Annotated in this window: 15 protein-coding genes; 8 read left to right on the plus strand and 7 right to left on the minus strand. The window is 39.1% G+C overall.

All coding sequences use genetic code 11. The features are described from left to right. Window positions 1–79 precede the first annotated feature (79 nt). The 4 genes from SC428_RS04825 (at window position 80) to phoH (ending at window position 4,186) form a co-directional block, all read left to right on the plus strand. Window positions 80–889: a threonine/serine ThrE exporter family protein gene (locus tag SC428_RS04825; protein WP_070929697.1), complete on the plus strand. Its 810-nt coding sequence runs from the start codon at window positions 80–82 to the stop codon at window positions 887–889. After that, window positions 886–1,350, plus strand: a complete 465-nt coding sequence (locus SC428_RS04830) for a threonine/serine exporter (protein ID WP_412544573.1) — start codon at window positions 886–888, stop codon at window positions 1,348–1,350. Before SC428_RS04825 ends, SC428_RS04830 begins: the two co-directional genes overlap by 4 nt. Window positions 1,351–1,915: 565 nt before the next feature. Next, window positions 1,916–2,905: an endonuclease gene (locus SC428_RS04835; protein ID WP_233445775.1), complete on the plus strand. Its 990-nt coding sequence runs from the start codon at window positions 1,916–1,918 to the stop codon at window positions 2,903–2,905. Window positions 2,906–3,403: 498 nt separating this feature from the next. After that, a complete protein-coding gene (gene phoH / locus SC428_RS04840) occupies window positions 3,404–4,186 on the plus strand; it encodes a phosphate starvation-inducible protein PhoH (protein WP_070929695.1) in 783 nt (260 codons plus the stop codon). 200 nt (window positions 4,187–4,386) lie between these two features. On the opposite strand, the gene zinT is transcribed toward phoH, so the two are convergent. After that, the gene (gene zinT / locus SC428_RS04845) at window positions 4,387–5,031 is read right to left on the minus strand and encodes a metal-binding protein ZinT (RefSeq protein WP_318706123.1); all 645 of its coding nucleotides are present in this window, start codon (window positions 5,029–5,031) and stop codon (window positions 4,387–4,389) included. An 880-nt stretch (window positions 5,032–5,911) separates the two neighbouring features. On the opposite strand from zinT, the gene SC428_RS04850 reads away from it, so the two are divergent. Then, complete coding sequence (locus SC428_RS04850; RefSeq protein WP_318706126.1) at window positions 5,912–6,700, plus strand: POTRA domain-containing protein; 789 nt, start codon at window positions 5,912–5,914, stop codon at window positions 6,698–6,700. Between the two features lie 460 nt (window positions 6,701–7,160). Here the strand turns inward: SC428_RS04850 and SC428_RS04855 are convergent, their stop codons facing one another. From SC428_RS04855 to SC428_RS04870, 4 genes are all read right to left on the minus strand, one after another. Then, complete coding sequence (locus SC428_RS04855) at window positions 7,161–8,000, minus strand: siderophore-interacting protein (RefSeq protein WP_318706128.1); 840 nt, start codon at window positions 7,998–8,000, stop codon at window positions 7,161–7,163. 174 nt (window positions 8,001–8,174) lie between these two features. Then, window positions 8,175–8,354, minus strand: a complete 180-nt coding sequence (locus SC428_RS04860; RefSeq protein ID WP_318706130.1) for a DUF2474 domain-containing protein — start codon at window positions 8,352–8,354, stop codon at window positions 8,175–8,177. After that, window positions 8,311–9,321, minus strand: coding sequence for a cytochrome d ubiquinol oxidase subunit II (cydB, locus tag SC428_RS04865; protein ID WP_140179188.1), 1,011 nt, complete (start codon window positions 9,319–9,321; stop codon window positions 8,311–8,313). The genes SC428_RS04860 and cydB overlap by 44 nt, the downstream gene beginning before the upstream one ends. Then, window positions 9,311–10,648, minus strand: coding sequence for a cytochrome ubiquinol oxidase subunit I (locus SC428_RS04870; RefSeq protein ID WP_070929682.1), 1,338 nt, complete (start codon window positions 10,646–10,648; stop codon window positions 9,311–9,313). The genes cydB and SC428_RS04870 overlap by 11 nt, the downstream gene beginning before the upstream one ends. Window positions 10,649–10,896: 248 nt before the next feature. Between SC428_RS04870 and SC428_RS04875 the strand changes: the two genes are divergently transcribed. Both SC428_RS04875 and SC428_RS04880 read left to right on the plus strand, forming a co-directional pair. Continuing rightward, the gene (locus tag SC428_RS04875; protein ID WP_318706134.1) at window positions 10,897–12,321 is read left to right on the plus strand and encodes a PLP-dependent aminotransferase family protein; all 1,425 of its coding nucleotides are present in this window, start codon (window positions 10,897–10,899) and stop codon (window positions 12,319–12,321) included. Between the two features lie 91 nt (window positions 12,322–12,412). Then, complete coding sequence (locus SC428_RS04880) at window positions 12,413–12,979, plus strand: HutD family protein (RefSeq protein WP_318706136.1); 567 nt, start codon at window positions 12,413–12,415, stop codon at window positions 12,977–12,979. Here the strand turns inward: SC428_RS04880 and SC428_RS04885 are convergent. Continuing rightward, window positions 12,976–13,590 (minus strand): LysE family translocator, encoded by a 615-nt coding sequence (locus SC428_RS04885; protein WP_272579739.1) that lies wholly within the window; start codon window positions 13,588–13,590, stop codon window positions 12,976–12,978. The two genes, SC428_RS04880 and SC428_RS04885, sit on opposite strands and share 4 nt — an antisense overlap. 155 nt (window positions 13,591–13,745) lie before the next feature. Between SC428_RS04885 and SC428_RS04890 the strand changes: the two genes are divergently transcribed. Then, complete coding sequence (locus SC428_RS04890; RefSeq protein ID WP_070929680.1) at window positions 13,746–14,219, plus strand: Lrp/AsnC family transcriptional regulator; 474 nt, start codon at window positions 13,746–13,748, stop codon at window positions 14,217–14,219. A gap of 159 nt (window positions 14,220–14,378) precedes the next feature. On the opposite strand, the gene SC428_RS04895 is transcribed toward SC428_RS04890, so the two are convergent. Next, window positions 14,379–14,921, minus strand: coding sequence for an RNA 2'-phosphotransferase (locus SC428_RS04895; protein ID WP_070929679.1), 543 nt, complete (start codon window positions 14,919–14,921; stop codon window positions 14,379–14,381). Window positions 14,922–15,420: the final 499 nt, after the last annotated feature.

Genomic DNA, 15,420 nt, shown 5'->3' on the forward strand with positions numbered 1-15,420 from the left:
TTCGCTCTATGATACCGACAAAGGTTATCATGTTTGAACTATTATCTGAATAATTACAGTGTTAGTGAGGGGGAAGGTGATGAAAGAGGGTACAATTGATGCGGAGCAGAGTAATAATGTCATCTCAAACAGCCAACGAGAAATTACTCGCTTATGTATAGAGTGTGGGCTGTTACTACTACAGCATGGCGCAGAAAGCATGTTAGTGGAACAACTTACTACACGTTTAGGTGTTGCTTTAGGCGCGGATCAAGTTGATAGTGCTATTTCCTCAAACTCTCTGGTTCTCACAACGATTATTGATGGTCACTGCTTGACATCGACCCGAAGAATTATTGATCGCGGCATTAATATGCATGTTGTGACTGAGGTTCAACACGCGGTAATTTTAGTTGAGCATCATTTATTAGATCGTAAGCAATTACAGAAAAAATTGTCGTCAATAAAACCGTTACGCTACCCACGTTGGATGATGGTTTTGATGGTGGCTCTATCATGTGCTTGTTTTAGTAAGCTCAATGGTGGGGGTTGGGATGGCTCGCTAGTGACTTTTATTGCCAGTGGCTGTGCAATGTATGTTCGCCAAGTTCTAACATCACGGCAAATGAATCCATTGATTAATTTTTGTATTACGGCATTTGTTGCCACTTCAGTCTCTGGCTTGTTATTGAAATTACCTTATTTTGCACCGACAGCCAGTATTTCAATGGCTGCGAGTGTGCTACTGCTCGTGCCGGGCTTCCCTTTAATCAATGCTGTTGCAGATATGTTTAAAGGTCATGTAAATACGGGGCTTGCTCGCTGGACAATGGCGAGTTTATTAACATTAGCGACTTGTATTGGGGTGGTGATGGCGATGGCGGTGTGGAATTTGAGGGACTGGGCATGAATTTTATATTAGAGCTGTTAGAAGACATGTTTCTGGCCGCAATCCCTGCCGTTGGCTTTGCAATGGTGTTTAACGTGCCAGTAAAGGCTTTAAAGTACTGTGCTTTATTAGGTGCAATAGGCCATGGTTCAAGAATGACAATGATGACATTAGGTTTAAATATTGAGTGGGCAAGTTTTATTGCTGCGATCCTTGTCGGAGCGATAGGTATCCAGTGGTCAAGGTCGTGGTTAGCACACCCAAAAGTTTTTACAGTCGCAGCGGTAATACCCATGTTTCCGGGGATCAGTGCTTATCTTGCTATGATCTCCGTAGTAAAAATTTCTCATCTCGGGTACACCCCAGAGCTATTCGAAACCTTGGTCACAAATTTTTTAAGGGCATCGTTTATTGTTGGTGCGTTATCCATTGGTTTGTCATTGCCTGGCTTATGGTTATATCGTAAGCGACCGAGTGTATAATTAGAGGGACTGACCATTACTGCTGATTTTTACGACTAAAAAAGATTAAACAAAAGTCTAAATAATGGCTTTGTGTCTTCAGCAATTTAGCGCTTTATTATTTGAGTTATGTGTTGTGTTTAAATGTTGCCCTATAAATTCGATTAAAGCACACTTCACTTATTGGATACTAGATTGAGGGCACTTGTCTCACACTAAAATAGTTTTAATTCACATAAAATTTAACCCACAAAGATCAACAATCCCGAGTTTAATGGGGTTCATAAATATTAATGACTGACGTTAAACGATGTACAGTTATTTAGTTAGGGTGTGTCATAAGTTATTCGATTAATTAATAAACAAAACTGTAATTATTTAAAATTTTTCGCATTATATGATTGCTTTAATATGCCACTGTAGTGGTATGACGAGCGCATTATGCCGACTAAATAGGTTGTTTCTAATATTCATCCAAGGCAAAAAGGTTTATATTCAACCGCAATTCTGCCATGAGAAAAATTGCAGTATATTACAGTGTGCGTTAATGCATTCAGGTTACTTGTTTATTATTAGTGGTGCTATTTTGAGTCAATTATTCTTTTTTTCGTGCTCTAAGTGGGCTCTTTCGTTTTTTATATTGTTATTTACTTCCTCTCTTATTGCCGCTCCCGCTGGATTTGATGAAGCGAAAGTATTAAGTAAAACCAAAGTTTATATGGATCAGACTCATCAAGGTGAAGGGACATTGTATTGCGGTTGTGATTGGAATTGGGTGGGTAAAAGTGGTGGTCGTGTTGATTTAGCATCTTGTGGCTATCAAGTTCGTAAGCAGCAAGCACGGGCGGAAAGAATTGAATGGGAACATATTGTTCCTGCATGGGTTTTTGGTCATCAAAGACAATGTTGGCAGAACGGTGGGCGTAAAAATTGCATTGCGACTGATGCCATTTTTCGCAAAATGGAAGCGGATATGCATAACTTAGCGCCTTCTATCGGTGAGGTAAATGGGGATCGTAGTAATTTTAGTTATGGACAACTTACTGATGCCGTGGAGTACCCTTATGGCCAGTGTCGTAGCCGTGTTGATTTTAAACAGCGTGAGTTTGAGCCTCGCAATGAAGTGAAAGGGCAGGTTGCGCGAGTCTACTTTTATATGCATGATCGCTATAACCTTTCTATGTCGCGGCAGCAGCAACAATTATTGATGGCATGGGATAAACAATACCCGCCTAATCAATGGGAAAAACTGCGTGATCAGCGCATAGCGGCACAAATGGGTCATCATAATCCTTTTGTAACAGGGGAAGCGTCATGGCAGCTTGGGCATAAAAATAGTGCTCAGGGGCTTAAGTTTGATAATGATGTTTCACCAACGCAGGTAAAAACAACAGTATCAAAACCACAATCGACCGAAGCCGTGATGCAGGTGAAAGGGAATCGTAATTCCCACAAGTATCATCTATCACATTGTACCGGTTTTAAAACGACATCCGAAAAAAATGCAGTTATGTTTGCAGATGAATTAGCCGCTCAAGCAGCAGGTTATGAATTAGCTGGTAACTGCAAACCATAAATAATTCGATACCCAGTATTGTTTTAGTTACTCAACACTGGGTTTTTATATTGTTAATAATCAATTTGTTACGCTTTAATTTATTAAAGCGAGTTGAGTCTTATTTATTAATTTAGGGTATAAATGCAAAAATATATCATTATAAGTGTTAAATTATTGTTGCATTTAAAAGAAATACAGCGGTATAGTCTTTTTAACGGATGCACGTAACACCATAAGAGTTAACAGATTTAAATTTACGGTGTTTTGTCATAATAGTGTCATAGAAATTCATTAGTTTACGGGTATAGCCTAGCAGGGAGGAACTAATGGGAACTAAGTCTTTGTTTATGTGTTCACAAGGCCGGTTACTGTTCCATCATGAAATTGTCATGGTGAGATTAGTAACCGGTTTTTTTATTGCATGTTCAACCAACACGAGCTTGAAGGGAGCTCCTCTCTGTTCTGAATAGTCCGTCATTTGAATTGACTTCAACGATACCTGGAAGGGTTAATACTATGAGTAGACAGAAAGCTGCAACAAAGACACGCCGTGAAATGAAACGTTCATTACGTAAAGAGCGCGCAGGTCGTTACGAAATGGCCAGTGTGACTTCCTTTGCTGATTTTACTGGCATTGAGCCAATCGGAATGGCAAAAGAGCGGCGTGATAATTCGCCGATCACCCCTCGTAATGACGCACAAAAGCTCTATATCAATTCGATTAAGCATAAACAATTAATTTTCGCAAATGGGGAAGCCGGTTGCGGTAAAACGTTTATTAGTACCGCACTTGCTGCGGATGCATTAATCAATAAAGACATCAATAAAATCATTGTCACACGACCTGTCTTGCAGGCAGAAGAAGATCTCGGTTTTCTTCCGGGCGATATGGCTGAAAAGTTTGCGCCATATTTTCGGCCGGTTTATGACGTATTAGTGAAAAGATTAGGTAATTCCTTTTTACAATACTGTTTGCGGCCTGAGATTGCTAAGGTTGAAATTGCACCATTTGCCTATATGCGTGGTCGTACATTTGAAAATGCGATTGTGATATTAGATGAAGCGCAAAATGTGACTGTCACACAAATGAAAATGTTCTTAACGCGTTTAGGAGAGAATGTCACAGTGATTGTTAATGGTGATGTAACGCAGTGTGATCTACCAGAAGGTGTTACATCTGGATTAGCCGATGCCTTACAGCGTTTTAGCAGTGATGAAATGGTCGCGATGATCAATTTCACCGTTGATGACTGTGTGCGCTCAACATTGTGCCACCGCGCTTTATTAGCTTATAGCTAGCGCATAAACTGTCTTATCTATAGCCCCACAGAGTGGGGCTATAGTTTTGCTACGAAGTATTTCTGCTTTATGTTATCCGTTAAAAATAAATAATTTGATTTTCCTACGTTATTTTAAAAAAATTTACGTCCCCGATAAATATATATGCCAGCTAGCACGCTAACTTAAGATTGCTGAGATATTCTTTTTAATTATAGTGACTAGTGATGTAGCATCTCATGCACAATTTGTTCGTCATTGAGTGAATAAGGGTAATAAGTTGGCCAATTATCCATTTGTTGTAGCAATTTTTCTTGTGAATCATTGCCCATATAGAGATGGAAATGGCTGGAGGCTTGTGGCTCGATAATATGATCACTAAATTGAATGTATTTTGGCGCTTTTGATGCAGGATCTTGGCACTCAAATAGATAACGAACGCCTTTTTTACCTGAAGTATAATTAAGGATTTTATAGCCTGAATAATGGTAAGTGCAACTGTGAATTTGCCCGTTTTGGCTAAACTCAATGATATTATTTTCAATACTTATGCTATCAACATCCGTTGCATAACCTTTTTTATAATACGCACGATATTCTTCAACCGTTTTATCTTTATGAGTTTTGGCTTTTTGTTCTAATACGGGATCCAATCTGCCATTGAGTAATAGTGGGTTAACAGATTCCCATATTCCATCCCAATCACTCAGTTTTCTATCTTTTACATCAGCATCATCAAAAAATCCTTTACTGGCTTGAATGGCTTTCTCAGATTGAGGATGAGCGTGGCTATGAGCAAAAACATTAAAACTCGTCAATAATGCGCAGACACTTAATGTCATTGTAATAAGTGATTTGTTGTTCATTGAGGGGATCCTTAGCGGTCAATTAACTGAAGTGTTACGTTATAATATAACATCAGTATAAATGCAAAAGATTATTTTGTAGAAAAAGAAGAAGTTCTAAAGGAATGCGGTAATAATATGAAAATTAAGAAAAAATATAGCCTTAAGATAGGCCATATTTTTAGAATAAAGTGGAAATCTGAAAATTAATACCTTGGTTTGCTGATCTGCTGCTCTCGATAAATGTTTTGGTTTTGTTTAATGCTATCTAAAACACTGCCTTCGTATGGGTCAATTTTGGGAGGGAGACGTTTTTGTTGATTTGGCGACGAGCTAGAGCAACCTGCTATGGTTATGGTGAATATCATCAATAAAATAAAGCGCATAACTTATTCCTTAAAAATAAAATATACCATAAAGCAAATAGTTAAAATTTGAAAATAATAAATACAAAATGAACTTAATAAATTGAATATTAAAGATATATTTAAATAGCCGTTATTATTCAATTGATTATTTAAATAACTGAGATTGTCGATATGAAAGGGTAGGTGCTAAGTGTTTTTCCTGTCCTGATTAGCCTGTTCATTTTAATTATCGATGGTAGATAAACATATCGTTTACCATAATTAAGGCGTCATTAAGTATAGTTTAAACTCAAATGATGATAGTGTGGCAAGTGAATTAGTTACATTTACCTGTATTTTCCCTATATTTAAATTCCATTTTCTCCACATTGACAATAATAAATCCTGTTTTTACACACATCTCTTTTCGAATGGTGAGATAAAATTTTTTTTACCAAAAAATGCGTTGTTTTCCCATTGTTCTTTTTGTCAACTTATGTAAACGTTAAGTTAAAAATTTAATTTAATAACACCAAAAAAGCGGTAGGAAATAAATGAAACGGAACTTTCTCTTACAATATGGATTTTTCTCTATTGTTATTTTACAGCCAGCGATGGTCTATGCATTACCTCTAAAACCGGATAATTCAGATAGGTTATTTCAACAGCAAACTCAACAGCAACAAGCGCAACAACAACAGTTTGAGGCTAAAGCACCAGATATCAGTTTGTCAGCTCCCATTATAAAAAATCAGCTGCAATTTCCACAAGAAACGCCATGTTTTAGGATTGAGCAGGTGTTAGTAACTGGGCAAGAAGCATTACCTCATTGGGTTCCTGTTCAGCGTTTAGCTAATCAAGCGATTGGTCATTGTCTTGGCGTGCAGGGAATTAATCATCTAGTCACCGATATCCAAAATCGTTTAATTAGTCACGGCTGGATAACAACTCGCGTACTGGTACCTGAACAGGATTTATCTTCAGGTGTGCTTAGATTAGTGGTGATGCCGGGTAAAGTACAAAAAGTCATTTTTACAGAAGATTCATCGCAATACAGCACATTGTTTGCTGCAATGCCTGCGCGTGCTGGCAATCTATTGGATCTTCGCGATATTGAACAGGGTTTAGAGAATTTGCAACGCTTACCAACGGTACAAGCATCAATGGAAATGGTACCAGGTGATGCCCCCGGAGAAACGCAAATTGTTATCAATCGTCAGCAGTCACGTTATTGGCATGCAGGGGCATGGGTCGATAACACAGGTTCGAAAAGTACTGGAAAAAACCAAGCGGGTGTGATGTTCCCACCTCAAACCCCAGTTCCTTCAGCCACTTACCGCTAATGGTCAGTTGTGGGCTAGGGTTGGTTTTACCTCGGTTCGGCAAGTAACCTACTGAATATCATCTGGTTTTGAGCACTGCTTCTTTAGCTGCTTATGTTTTTACATTACAACCGCGCTTAGCCATAATGCCTACCTCGTATAGTTACTGTGTTGGCAGGTTGCACCCTATCAGTACGGCGTTAAATACAGAATATTGACTCTTTTTCTTTCGCCGTCACTCGCGCAACGGTACCCGTCACTTGGCTCTGGATAATCATCGCAAACTTATTGAATCAATTCCTCTAATTTCGAAGTATGGTGAGTAAATTGTTGTATAACATTTTCGCTCTACAATTAGGATATTATCAATGCAGTTTAAAACTAACTTGATGAGATATAGTCGGTGTTGAGGAAATTAAAGGTACGAAGCTGAAAAAATAGTGATGGCTTTGCCACCACTATCAGCGATTGATATCACTCATTAATCATCAGGGTTATCCATCACATTATGGCGTTCATGATGATAGCCTTCCTCATCATAACCATAGCGCCAATATGGAATGGCATAAATGTTTTCACGGCCAAACCCTTTTTCACGGCGGATATAACGACGTAAATCACGAATAATTTGATCTTCGCCTGCAATCCAAAACGAAGCATCTTCTGTTGGTATATCCCAAGACTTAAATGTACTAATTAATTCAGCGGTCTTGCTGATATCACCACAAATCCATGTTACTTCAATACCTGCTGGTTTGCGAAGATCGCGCACATCATCTGGATTATCGAGTCGTAAAACAACTTGACCTATAGCGTTTGCAGGCATTTTTTCAAGGAGGGCTGCAATGGCAGGTAGTGAACTTGAATCTCCAGCCATAAAATAATGTTGAGTTTGTGGCAGTAAAGGATCAGGCCCACCAGGGTTTGTGATCCCCATCCAATGGCCTGGTTGTGCATCACGAGCAAACAAATAAGCAGGCCCTGTTACGCCATCATGCATCGCAAACTCAATATCAATTTCTTTTATTTCAGGGCGAATGGCGCGTACGGTATAAGTTCGCACAAATGGGCGCGGTTTGTCTTCGGGCCAGCTGCGGCCATCTTTAGTTAATACAGGTAATGCAGGTTCACTTTTTAGATCAGGTGCAAGGAAAATTTTGAGGTGGCCACCTTCACATTGCGTTGGATAATCGCTGAGTCGTTCTCCTGTGAATGTGATACTACGGATTGAAGGGCTGATATCGGTAATGGATTTAACCTGAATAAGCTGTGGTGGCGCCGGGCGGTATATGTTTTTTTCGACTGGTTTTTCACTAGCCACTAGCGAGCTCCTTTATATAAACGATAATGATAAAATTATTATTTGCTAACTGTTATCATTATCATATCACGCTTTCGTAGAATAGAAATAAGTGAGAGTAAAACATTTTTTCCTTAATAATGAGTAAAAATAATGCCGTACCAGTTCAACTAGTACGGCATATATTGTAAAAATCTATTTTACTTTCATTCCAGCAGCGGTCATTAGTAGTCTAAATACAGAAGAGAAGGCAAATAATACCAGTACACTTCCTAACCAAAGCACTGCCATCCAACCCATTTTTTTCCACCACGGTGAGTCAATAGATTGATCAGTGGTAGCCTTGCTCTGGGGTAATTTTTCCTCTGAAGACATAGTAACTCCAATAGGTGTAAACCAATATAACTGGGATAATAAATAGCGCACCAACTAGCATGAAACCTAAACTTTCCATTGGGCCGGCGGCATCACGGAAACTAATTGTAGGCGGAATAAGATTTGGCCAAACACTGATACCTAATCCAGTAAAACCAAGGAAAATTAACAGTAGAGCTGATAGAAAAGGAATACTGTCAGACTTCTGTTGCTTAGCATTTTTTAACATAATCCAAACACAACCTAACACTAATAATGGAACAGGTAGGAAGAAGAAAAGGTTAGGCAAGCTAAACCAGCGACTATAAATAGCGGTATTGAGTATGGGTGTCCATGCACTGATCACGACAATAACGGCTAACATAATCAGTGTTAATGGGCGTAATAATCGATACATAGTGCTACGCAAATGTCCTTCAGTTTTCATAATCAGCCAGCCACAAGCAAGTAGTGCATAGGCGATAACTAAACCAAAACCACAAAATAGTGGGAAGGGAGAAAACCAATCAAAATACCCGCCCATATAAACGCGGTTCTCGACATGAAAACCTTGAATAAAGGCACCCACAACAACACCTTGCACAAAAGTGGCAAAGATTGAGCCCCAAATAAAGGCATGATCCCAATGTTTTCGATGTGATTCATCCGCTCTGAATCTAAATTCGAATGCGACACCTCTAAAAATCAGTGCGAGTAACATGAATGTTAATGGAATTGACAGCGCATCAAGTACGATCGCATAAGCTAATGGAAAAGCCCCAAAAAGCGCGGCTCCACCTAACACTAGCCAAGTTTCGTTACCGTCCCAGACGGGGGCAACACTGTTCATCATTAAGTCGCGATCTTGGCTATCTTTTAGGGCTGGGTAGAGAATACCAATTCCTAAATCAAAACCGTCCATCACGATATACATCAAAATACTGAAGACAATGATGACAAACCAAATCAGTGGTAAATCAATGCCCATGAGTTGTCTCCTGTTGAATACCTTTACGAATTAACTTCATCATGTACATATAACCGATCCCAAATACTCCGCCATAGACGGCAAAAAAGGCGAGTAAACTGATACTCATATGCATTTCACCATGCGCACTCACCGCATCTGAGGTTCGTTGTAAGCCGTATACGACCCATGGCTGACGACCAATTTCTGTCGTGAACCAACCCGCTAGAATGGCAATTAACCCTGATGGTGCCATGACGAATACAAAGCGTAAGAATGTTTTAGAATCGTAGAGTTTTTTACGATAGCGCAGCCAAAGCCCCCATACCCCTGTTGCGATCATCAATAGACCAAGGCCAACCATGACACGAAACGACCAAAACACCATAAATACATTTGGCCTGTCTTCTGGTGGATAATCTTTTAATGCAGGTACTTGCTTATCAAGACTATGAGTTAAAATGATGCTAGCTAGGTAAGGGATTTCAATCGCATATTCGGTTTTTTCTTTTTCCATATTTGGAATACCAAATAAAATTAATGGCGTTGCTTCCCCTGGTTTATTTTCCCAATGTCCTTCCATTGCAGCGACTTTGACGGGTTGATGCTTTAAGGTGTTTAATCCATGTGCATCACCAATAAGTGCTTGAATTGGTGCTAAAACTAAAATTAACCACAAAGACATAGAAAACATTTTCTTCATTGCTGAAGACTTATTGCCTTTCAGCAAATGCCATGCGCCAGAAGCTCCAATAAAAAATGCAGCCGCAAGGAATGCTGCTGTTGTCATATGAAGCAAGCGATATGGGAAGGATGGATTGAAAATAACCGCTAGCCAATCAACAGGCACGATGCGATTATCAACGATTTCAAATCCTTGCGGAGTTTGCATAAAGCTATTAGACGCGAGGATCCAAAAAGTGGAAATAATTGTGCCCAGTGCGACCATACATGTCGCAAAAAAGTGGAGTTTTTCACCCACCCGTTGCATACCAAAAAGCATCACACCAAGGAAACCTGCTTCGAGGAAGAATGCTGTCAGTACTTCATAAGTGAGTAATGGGCCAGTAATACCGCCCGCAAAATCTGAGAAAAAGCTCCAGTTTGTGCCAAATTGGTATGCCATCACTAAGCCTGAAACAACGCCCATACCAAAATTGACAGCGAAGACTTTTGACCAGAAATGAAACAATTTTATATAGTCATCATCCCGAGTTTTCAGCCATAGGCCCTCTAGCACTGCCAAAAAACTGGCAAGACCGATAGTGATTGCTGGGAAAATAATATGGAACGAGACCGTAAACGCAAATTGTATACGAGCCAGTTCCAGCGCAGTTAGTCCAAACATATTGACCCCTGATTGGAATTGATAGTACGCACATCACAATTTCACTTTTGCCGCTGATAGGTGTGTAGTGCTGTTCCTTAGCAAAAAAACAATAGCAGCGGCTATTTGCCGAAAAGGCAAACGGAGTAAAAATGTTTTGTGCTTATAGTTAAAAAAAGTCAGGTGAATGTATGGATAAGTAGAACATGAGAAGATAAACTATAATAGTAACAATTTTTGAGTTATTAACTATAACAGTTGAGGCGGGTATGACGCGATATGAACAACTGGCTGCACAAATACGCCAACAGATAGAAGATAATATCTGGCAGGTTGGCGATAGATTACCGTCACTTAGGGAGAGCGTGAAACAATCAGGTTTAAGCTTGATGACTGTCGTGCAGGCTTACCAATTACTCGAAAGCCAAGGTTGGATTGCAGCAAGGCCGCAATCAGGCTATTACGTTGCGCGTAGAAATACTAATTTTGCCGCAGCAAAAGGCGGAAAAGGCTTACATTTAAATGAAAATGTAGAAATCAACGCGTCAATTTTTGGTGTACTACAAGCTTGTAAAGATCCCGATATTATTCCATTTGGTTCTGCATTTCCTGAACCAGCACTACTTGATGAGCCTAAATTAGGTAAATCCCTCGCCTCAGTGGCGCGGCGTTTAGCTAGATTCAATACGACAGCAAACCTGCCACCGGGCAATGAGCAGCTACGTCGTAATATCGCTCAACGCTATGCTAGCCAAGGTATTCATGTAGCGCCGGATGAAATTGTGATCACAGCTGGTGCAATGGAATCTTTGGTGCTCAGTTTACAATCTGTGACCCAACCAGGTGACTGGGTAGTGATTGAATCACCTGCTTTTTATGGTTCATTGCAAGCCATTGAGCGCTTGAAACTAAAAGCCATCGCGATTAAAACCGACCCATTATTTGGTATTGATTTGGATGCGCTAGAAGATATTGCTGCGAAATACCCGATAAAAGCCTGTTGGTTGATGACGCATTATCAAAATCCATTAGGTGGTACGATGCCACCTGCAAATAAAAAGCGTTTAGTTGAGATCCTTAATAAAAACCAAATCTCATTGATTGAAGATGATGTTTATGGTGAGCTCTATTTTGGTAGCCAACAACCTATTCCAGCGAAAGCGCTCGATGTAAAAGGTAACTTTTTTCATTGTTCCTCATTTTCAAAGTGCTTAGCGCCGGGTTATCGAGTTGGTTGGGTTGCTGCTGGGCGCCATGCGACGAAGATCCAACACCTACAAATGATGAGTACCGTCTCGGCGAGTGTACCAACGCAATTAGCTATTGCTGAATACCTGACCCAAGGTGGATATGACAGTCATTTAAGAAAATTGCGTCAGACGATGGAGCAGCGCCAACATCAAATGCTAGGGGCTATCGCACAATATATGCCGTCTTCAGTGAAAGTGAATACACCAAAAGGTGGTTATTTCCTTTGGCTTGAATTTGAACCGCCATTTAATGCGATTCGGTTATACCAATTAGCATTGAAAGAGGGGATCAGCATCGCACCGGGCAGCATGTTTTCAACGAGTGACCAATTTAATCATGCTTTCAGACTGAATACATCTTTTACATGGAACGAGCAACTTGATCAGGCGATGAAGACATTAGGGCGCTTATGCCATTCTTTAATTATTGATAAACGCGGTTAGTCACATTTTAAGTGTAAAGCCATTGCCCTGAGCAAACATGTTTGCCACTCTTAATATCATGATTGATGATGATATTTGCTTGGGGGAAGGTATGAAGATTAAATGTTTTGATGCAACTGAGTTACCTATCCAAGAATGGCAAGATGGATGTGGAAGCAGTACAGAGATATTTTGTTGGCCAGTTGCATCAGACTTTTCACTTCGCGCTAGCCTTGAACACATTACTCATACAAGTTTTTTAAAGCATAATATCGAGGGAGAGCGGTTGAGTATTTCCCTCAATAAGGATCCTATATCTCTTATCGATCAACATCAGTGCCAACATATATTGAACGATATTGGTGATAGTTATCAATCAGCGAGTTGCGACTCTATCAAGCTTGAATTACAGGCATCGCCAGCTCGTTTCTTAAACTTAGAATTTAATACGGAACGTTGGTCTGCGCAAAGCTGTGTTATCACTCAAAAGCAGCGTTTACCGATTGGGCAGGCCGGTGTGGTGTATATTTTAGCGGGTGAATGGAGTATTTCAGGGGCAAACTGCAAAATATTAAATGCCAATCAAGGTGGTTGGTGGCTACCTGACATAGGTGAAGGTATTGTTTCACCAAATACGGCAAGTAGCATTTTAATATGGGTAGCGGTAACGCCTTGTTAACTAGCTGCAAGGCCTATCGCGGCTAATGTTAACATACCACCAGCCACGCCATCAGTAACTCGACGTCGTTTATCGCTGTAGTTATCTTTTTTATACATTGCAGCGAATATCATGCCAATTGCACCATAAATAACAATACATAAGGCAATCAATGTTGCGGATAAAATCATTGATTGTATTGCAATCTGTTCAGTTGAGTGGATGAAATTAGGCAAAATAGCAAAATATACTAACAACCCTTTAGGGTTCAGAAAGCTAGTTAAAAAACCTTTACCAATAATCGCGTTAGGTGAAGTCGGTTTTAACATTAATAATTTTCCTGGTTTCATTGCAGAAAGCATCATTTTGATGGCTAAATAGCTAACATAAGCGACTCCCAGCCATTTTATGATATTAAATAATAATGGATAAGCGGCAACAATTGCGGCTAAACCTAATGCAGCTAAAATTGCATGCATGATGTAACCGGAAATAATACCTAGGTTTGCTTTCCAAACAGCGGAGGATCCACCTGATATGCCTTGAGATGAAATAAATAAAATATCAGGCCCTGGTGTGCAAACGAGTGGGATGACTGTTGCGCTGAATAGGATGAGTGTTTGCAGCTCCATGTATGCTCCTTATATTGTTGTTAGATTGGATATTCATTTGCTCAGCTTGGATAAAAAATTATAGCGATTTTACAGAAATGTAAGGTTGTTTTTTTGCTAAAAATAAACTTTAATTTGGCAGTGAATATCAATATTTATTAAAATAAGGGAGATTAATGCCAATAAAATTAGATGGATTAGATCGCCATATTTTGCAGGTTTTGCAACGCGATGGAAAAATCGCTAATAATGAATTAGCAAAGGAAGTTGGCTTATCACCATCACCTTGTTTACGTCGCGTAAAATTGTTAGAAGAAGCAGGGGTGATTAAACGTTACGTTGCAGTACTTGATGGCAGTAAAATTGGTGCAGGTTTATCATTATTTGCGCGTATTTGGTTTAAAACACAGGATGCTCAAACTATTAATCAGTTTGTCTCTGAAATCAAAGAAATGCCTGAAGTTGTTGAATGTCATCTGATGGCTGGTGAGTGTGACGCCTTGATTCGAATTGTCACTGAAGACCTAGCATCCTATCGTCGTTTTCACGCGGATCATTTGACACAAATTCGTAGTATCCAAAGTATTAAAACTGAAGTTCCGATGGAAACAGTGAAAGTGACTTATGCCTTACCGTTATACTCTAAATAATTTGGAATATCGTTAGATAACAAGAGCATGGCCTCCTAAACGTCTAAAAAAGTCTGTGTTTAAGGCGCACCATGCCTTAATACAAGGCATTATCACTTAAATGATGGTAGGTGTATAAGCTACTGTACAAAATTGACGGTAGCTCATGAAATTTTGCGGCTAAACTAAGATAAATTGTGATGGCACTTTATCAGTTAGCCAAACTTGATTATCTGAAAGATAAAATTTATAACCTGACTCAAACATTTTTCTGGCTTCAATGGTTAAGACAACCGGTTGGCCATGGCGAGCGCCAACTAATTTGGCGGTTAACCCATTATCAGACAAATGAACATGATGTCGTGATTTTGAAATTAAGCCTTGCTGATTAATGGACTCAAGAAAATGGATAGCTGTTCCATGATAAAGATATTGAGGTGGAAACTGTTCACTTAATTCCATTGCGACTTGTTGACTGGAGTGGCCTTGTGCCGCTCGTATCATACTTTTATCAGTGGAGAAGCTGAAACGCTTTTTATCATTGGTCGCAACAATAGATTCTAATGTGGTGTGATCTATTGGATACCCATGTTGATTCGCTTGGTAGAGTAACGTATCGACAGAAACCCAGCCATTAGGGTCTAATTTGACCTTTATGGATTCAGGTTTATGTCGTAAAACATAGCTTAAAAACTTACTGAGCTTTATCGTATCTTTTTGCATATTAACCCCCTTGTTAAATCAAACTATCCTTATTTGCCATAATAGCGATGTGTTATTACTGCTCAATTAAAAGCATAGAAGATAATAACCAAGATGCACGTAATGTCGATACTTAATTTAAAATATAATTACTTGAATTAAATTGATTTATTTTACTAATCTTTATGATGATAAAATGTATTAGATATTGTTTATGTACAATATTTTAAACTTACTATTAAACATTTATCGCTATAACTAAGTATTGATACCAATTAAATTAATCCTCTAATTTAAAAAATATCAAATAATACACTTTTGAAGTGAAAAACACTCATCGAAAATAAACTATCATTATTTAAATAAAATATAGGTGTCGAACTGTATTACCTAGATATGTTTGGTTCAGAATAGACCACTTGGTGAATAAATGAACACAAGATACAAATTTTTCACGACACACTAGGAAAGGAATAGTATCATAATGGGCTAATAGCTTTATTTTCTTATTTTATTCGGA

The sequence above is a fragment of the Providencia sp. 2023EL-00965 genome (assembly GCF_033550225.1).
GTDB lineage: Bacteria > Pseudomonadota > Gammaproteobacteria > Enterobacterales > Enterobacteriaceae > Providencia > Providencia manganoxydans.